The sequence below is a fragment of the Streptomyces anandii JCM 4720 genome (genome assembly GCF_014650655.1).
GTDB lineage: Bacteria > Actinomycetota > Actinomycetes > Streptomycetales > Streptomycetaceae > Streptomyces > Streptomyces anandii.
In genome coordinates, this window is the sequence record NZ_BMVJ01000008.1 from 1 (window position 1) to 5,942 (window position 5,942).

The 5,942-nt window shown below is 73.0% G+C and carries 4 protein-coding genes and 1 pseudogene; 1 reads left to right on the forward strand and 4 read right to left on the reverse strand.

Annotated elements, in window-relative coordinates:
* Positions 1-128, forward strand: a pseudogene (locus tag IE249_RS15985) (UTP--glucose-1-phosphate uridylyltransferase); the annotation flags it as partial.
* Positions 129-202: 74 nt separating this feature from the next.
* Here IE249_RS15985 and obgE read toward each other — a convergent pair.
* The 4 genes from obgE to IE249_RS16005 all read right to left on the reverse strand — a co-directional run.
* Complete coding sequence (gene obgE, locus IE249_RS15990; RefSeq protein ID WP_189705506.1) at positions 203-1,648, reverse strand: GTPase ObgE; 1,446 nt, start codon at positions 1,646-1,648, stop codon at positions 203-205.
* Positions 1,649-1,753: 105 nt separating this feature from the next.
* Positions 1,754-2,008 carry a 50S ribosomal protein L27 gene (gene rpmA / locus IE249_RS15995; protein WP_171107435.1) on the reverse strand — a complete coding sequence of 85 codons (255 nt, stop codon included), beginning with the start codon at positions 2,006-2,008 and terminating at the stop codon, positions 1,754-1,756.
* Between the two features lie 14 nt (positions 2,009-2,022).
* Entirely contained in the window at positions 2,023-2,343 is a 321-nt protein-coding gene (rplU, locus tag IE249_RS16000) for a 50S ribosomal protein L21 (protein ID WP_003990208.1), read from the reverse strand.
* A gap of 237 nt (positions 2,344-2,580) precedes the next feature.
* Positions 2,581-5,942: ribonuclease E/G (locus IE249_RS16005; protein ID WP_229858595.1), on the reverse strand; the 3,362-nt coding region annotated here is incomplete at its 5' end.

Genomic DNA, 5,942 nt, shown 5'->3' on the forward strand with positions numbered 1-5,942 from the left:
CCGGCGACCGGGGCGACTATCTGCGTGCCATCGTCAGACTCGCATGCGAACGTGAAGACCTGGGCCCCGACTTCAGGACCTGGCTTCGCGCCTACGTCGACGAGGAGCTGACCGGCGCCGACGCCTGACGGCAGCCCGCCGGCGAAAAACCGAAGGGGCGGGTCCCGGTGAGAACTCCGGGACCCGCCCCTTCACCTGTCGCCTAGAAGGGCTCGAAGCCCTCGTACTCCTGCTGCACCTCGTCGCGTTCGGCCTGCCGGTCGCGGCGGCGCTGGGCGGCCGGACGCGGCGCCTCGAAGCGGTGGTCCTCGCCTCGGCGGCCGAGCATCTCGGCGCCGGCCATCACCGACGGCTCCCAGTCGAAGACGACCGCGTTGTCCTCGGGGCCGATGGCGACACCGTCGCCGGCGCGGGCACCGGACTTCATCAGCTCCTCCTCGACACCGAGGCGGCCCAGCCGGTCGGCGAGGTAGCCGACGGCCTCGTCGTTGTTGAAGTCGGTCTGGCGGACCCAGCGCTCGGGCTTCTCGCCGCGCACCCGGAACAGGGGCTCACCGCCCACTTCCTCGCGGGTGACGGTGAAGCCGGCGTCGTCCACGGCCTTGGGCCGGATGACGATGCGCGTCGCCTCCTCCTTCGGCCTCGCGGCGCGGGCCCGCGCGACCAGGTCGGCGAGTGCGAACGACAGCTCCTTGAGGCCGGTGTGGGCCACCGCCGACACCTCGAAGACGCGGTAGCCGCGGGCCTGAAGGTCGGGCCGGACCATGTCGGCGAGGTCCTTGCCGTCGGGCACATCGATCTTGTTCAGGACGACGATGCGCGGCCGGTCGTCCAGGCCGCCGTACTGGCGCAGCTCCTCCTCGATCACGTCGAGGTCGGAGACCGGGTCGCGGTCGGACTCCAGGGTCGCCGTGTCCAGCACGTGCACGAGCACGCTGCACCGCTCCACGTGCCGCAGGAACTCAAGGCCCAGACCCTTGCCCTGGCTGGCGCCCGGGATCAGTCCGGGAACGTCGGCGACGGTGTAGACGGTCGAACCGGCCGTCACCACGCCGAGGTTGGGCACCAGGGTCGTGAAGGGATAGTCGGCGATCTTCGGCTTGGCGGCGCTCAGTACGGAGATCAGCGAGGACTTGCCGGCGCTCGGGTAGCCGACCAGCGCCACGTCGGCGACGGTCTTGAGCTCCAGGACGATGTCCCCGAGGTCGCCCGGCTCGCCCAGCAGCGCGAAGCCGGGGGCCTTGCGCCGGGCGGAGGCGAGCGCCGCGTTGCCGAGGCCGCCGCGGCCGCCCTGGGCGGCGACGAAGGAGGTGCCGTGGCCGATCAGATCGGCGAGCACGTTGCCCGCCTTGTCCAGGACCACGGTGCCGTCCGGGACGGGCAGGACCAGGTCCTCGCCGTCCTTGCCGGAGCGGTTGCCGCCCTCGCCGGGCTTGCCGTTGGTGGCCTTGCGGTGCGGGGAGTGGTGGTAATCGAGCAGCGTGGTCACGGACTGGTCGACGGTGAGGATCACGTCGCCGCCACGCCCGCCGTTGCCGCCGTCCGGGCCACCCAGCGGCTTGAACTTCTCGCGGTGGACGGAGGCACAGCCGTGGCCCCCGTTACCCGCGGCGACATGCAGCTCGACGCGGTCCACGAAGGTGGTCATGGGATGTGCCTCCAGAAAAGTGCGGAACTGTCTTCGGTACAACACGCGAAAGGCGGACCCGCCTTCCCCCGGGGAAGTGAGGTCCGCCTCGCGACAGGCTTCCGGTCAGGCGACCGGAACGATGTTCACGACCTTGCGGCCACGGTGGGTACCGAACGCCACCGCACCGGCCTGCAGCGCGAACAGCGTGTCGTCGCCGCCACGGCCGACGCCGGCGCCCGGGTGGAAGTGGGTGCCGCGCTGACGGACCAGGATCTCACCCGCGTTGACGACCTGGCCGCCGAAGCGCTTCACGCCGAGCCGCTGGGCGTTGGAGTCGCGACCGTTCCGGGTGGACGATGCGCCCTTCTTGTGTGCCATTTCTCCTCAGTCCCTTACTTCGCAGCCGTGGGGATCTCAGTGACCTTGATCGCCGTGTACTGCTGGCGGTGGCCCTGGCGACGGCGGTAACCGGTCTTGTTCTTGTAGCGCAGAATGTCGATCTTCTGCCCCTTGTGGTGGTCCACGACCTCGGCCTGGACCTTGATGCCGGCCAGCACCCACGGGTCGCTGGTCACGGCGTCGCCGTCGACAACGAGCAGGGTCGAGAGCTCGACCGTGTCGCCAACCTTGGCAGTGGAAATCTTGTCAACCTCAACGATGTCGCCGACAGCAACCTTGTGCTGGCGACCACCGCTGCGCACGATGGCGTACACGCGGATCTCACTCTCTCGCTCGGGAAACGGCACCCCCGCAGGCCAGCCGCCCGGCATACGGGCGACCTCTCCCGGCCAGCCCTGTGTCCGGGAGGAAGAGGTTTACGGGGATGTGGCGTGCTCAATGGACACGCCGACGGTCTAGGTTACGGGGCCGCGGCCGAAGGGGTCAAACCGGGCCGGGTCCCACGGGTGTGCGGCCGGTCACCCGGCCGCACACCCCTGTCCGTCAGGACCTCAGCTCTCGTCGGCGGAGGCCGAGACGGAGGGCAGCGTCTGCTGCGCCGCCGCGGTCTTCTTCGCGGCCGTCTTCTTGGCGGTGGCCGTCTTGGCGGTCGCCTTCTTGGCCGTCGCCTTCTTGGCGGCGGTCTTCTTGGCCGCCGTCTTCTTGGTGGCGGCCTTCTTCGCCGTGGCCTTCTTGGCGGCCTTGCGGGCCGTCTTCCTGGCCGGCGCCGTGTCCTCGCCCGGCTCGCCCGTCACGGCATCGCCCGGCTCCCCCGGTTCCGTGGCCTCGACGGCCTCGGCGAGGGCCTCCTGCGCGGACGCCACCTGCTCCGGGCTCTCCTCCGCCGGGGCCGAGGGGACGACCACGACGGCCGTCTCCTGCGGCGCGGTCGGCGCGGTGGCCTTGCGCACGGCGCGGCGGCGCGGACGGGCGGGAGCGGCGCTCTCCACCGCCTCCGCCGACTCCGCGGTCCCCGCCGTCTCCTCGGCGGCGGCCGCGGGGGCCTGCTCGGGGCTCGCCTGCTCGGCGCTCGCCGCGGGCGCGGTCTCGGCGACCGTCACCACGGCCGCCTCGGCGCCCGCCGGGGAACCGGCCGGCGCGGACACCTTGCGGGTCGCGCGGCGGCGGGTACGGCCCTTGGGAGCGGCCTCCTCGGCACTCTCGGCCGGGACGACCGGGTACTCGGCCGCCACGGGCTCGGCCGGCGCCTCGGCGGCCGGCTCGGTGCGGACCGGGCGCCCGGCCTCCTCGGCGGCGGTGACGCCCTGCGCCGTGGGAGCGGCCGCGGGGGCCGTCCGGGCGGCGCCGTCGGCGTGGACCTTCGGCGCGCCCGCCGGAGCCGACGCCCGCCGGCTCGCCCGGCGCCGGGACCGCCCACGGGTGGCGGCGGCCTCGGCCTCGGCGACGCTGCTGTAGAGCTCCTCGTCCGGGGCCATCTCCGGCGCGGGCAGCGCGACCGGCGCGGCGGCCTCCGCCGCGACCTCCGCCGCCGTCTCGGACTCGGCCTCGCTCTCGGCCTCCTCCTCTGCGGTCGGTGCGCCCGCCAGTACGGCCTCGTGCTCGTGCGGCTGCTCGGCACCGGCGCGGGCGCGCTTGCGGCGCTTGCCGCCGCCCTGGCCGCCGGCCGAGGGCTGCTCCATGTGGACGATGACACCGCGGCCGTTGCAGTGGACGCAGGTCTCGGAGAAGGACTCCAGCAGGCCCTGGCCGACCCGCTTGCGGGTCATCTGCACCAGGCCCAGCGAGGTCACCTCGGCCACCTGGTGCTTCGTACGGTCCCGGCCCAGGCACTCCAGCAGGCGCCGCAGCACCAGGTCCCGGTTGGACTCCAGCACCATGTCGATGAAGTCGATCACGATGATGCCACCGAGGTCACGCAGCCTGAGCTGGCGCACGATCTCCTCGGCCGCCTCCAGGTTGTTCCTGGTGACCGTCTCCTCGAGGTTGCCGCCCTGACCGGTGAACTTCCCGGTGTTGACGTCGATGACGACCATCGCCTCGGTCCGGTCGATCACCAGCGAACCGCCGCTGGGCAGCCAGACCTTGCGGTCCAGCGCCTTGGCGAGCTGCTCGTCGATCCGGTACGTGGCGAAGACGTCGACCTCGCTGGTCCAGCGCTGCAGACGGGGCGCGAGGTCCGGGGCGACGTGGGAGACGTACCCGTGGATGGTCGCCCAGGCCTCGTCACCGCTGACGATGACCTTGGAGAAGTCCTCGTTGAAGATGTCGCGCACGACCCGGACGGTCATGTCCGGCTCGCCGTACAGCAGCGTCGGCGCGTTGCCGTTCTTCGACTTCTTCTTGATGTCCTCCCACTGCGCCTGCAGCCGCTCGACGTCCCGGCGCAGCTCGTCCTCGCTCGCGCCCTCGGCGGCGGTGCGCACGATGACGCCCGCGTCCTCGGGGACGATCTTCTTGAGGATGGTCTTCAGCCGGGCCCGCTCGGTGTCGGGCAGCTTGCGGCTGATGCCGGTCATCGAGCCCTCGGGCACGTACACGAGGTAGCGGCCGGGCAGGGAGACCTGGCTGGTCAGACGGGCGCCCTTGTGTCCGATCGGGTCCTTGGTGACCTGTACGAGCACGGACTGCCCGGACTTCAGCGCGGACTCGATGCGCCGTGGCCCGTTGGCCATGCCGAGCGCCTCGAAGTTCACCTCACCGGCGTAGAGGACGGCGTTGCGCCCCTTGCCGATGTCGATGAAGGCGGCCTCCATCGACGGCAGGACGTTCTGTACCTTGCCGAGGTAGACGTTCCCGACGTACGAGACCGCCTGCTCCTTGTTGACGTAGTGCTCGACGAGCACGTCGTCCTCGAGGACGCCGATCTGGGTGCGGTCGCCGTGCTGGCGCACGACCATCACGCGCTCGACGGCCTCGCGGCGGGCCAGGAACTCGGCCTCGGTGATGATCGGCACGCGGCGGCGGCCCTGCTCGCGGCCTTCGCGGCGGCGCTGCTTCTTGGCCTCCAGCCGGGTCGAGCCCTTGATGGACTGCACCTCGTCGGACGGCTCGGCCGGCTTGCGGGGCTCGCGGACCTTGACGACGGTGCGCTCGGGGTCGTCGGCGGACGGCTCGGCCTCGGTGCCCGAGTCCCCGGCCCGGCGGCGCCGGCGACGGCGCCTGCGGCTGCTGCTGGAGCCGCCTCCGCCGGATCCCTGGCCCTCGCCCTCGTCGCCCGGCTCGGACTCCTCGTCCTCCTCGAGCTGTTCGGCGGTGTCCTCGGCGTCCTGGGCGGCCTGCTCGGCGGCGAGCTCGTCGCTCTCCTCCGCCTCCTCGTCACCGCCGGTCTCGGCGGACTCGCCCCGGCGGCGGCGACGGCCACCACGGCGGCGGCGACGGCGCGAGCCGGACTCCTCGCCGTCCTCGCCCTCACCGGCGTACTCGCCGGACTCGGCCTCTTCCTCCTCCTCGGAGGCGGTCTCGGCGGTCCGCTCCTCGGGCTCCTCGCCACCGGCGCCCCGGCGGCGGCGACGGCGGCGCGAGCCGCCCTGCTCGTCGGCCGGTTCGGTCTCCCGCTCGGGCTGTTCGGGCTGCTCGGCCGGGGCCTCCTCGGGCTCGGCAGCCTCGGCGGCCGCCTCCGCGGCGGCCCGCTGCGGGGTCTGGAACCTGGGCTCGGTGAAGACCGGGGGCTGGAACACGGCGACGGCCGGCCGCGCGGGCCGGCGCGGCGCCTCGTCCTCGTCGCCCTCGGCGGTGGCCCGCGCAGGCTCGGAGAACCCGGTGGCGGCCCGCCGCACGACCCGCCGCCGCCCACGCCGCGCCCCACCCTCATCGGCAGAGGTCTCGGACGCTTCGGCGACGGGGGCAGCACTTTCGGCGGACTGCGCCTGCGAGGCCGCGGCGGCGGGCTCGGGTGCCTCGGAGACGGTCTCGG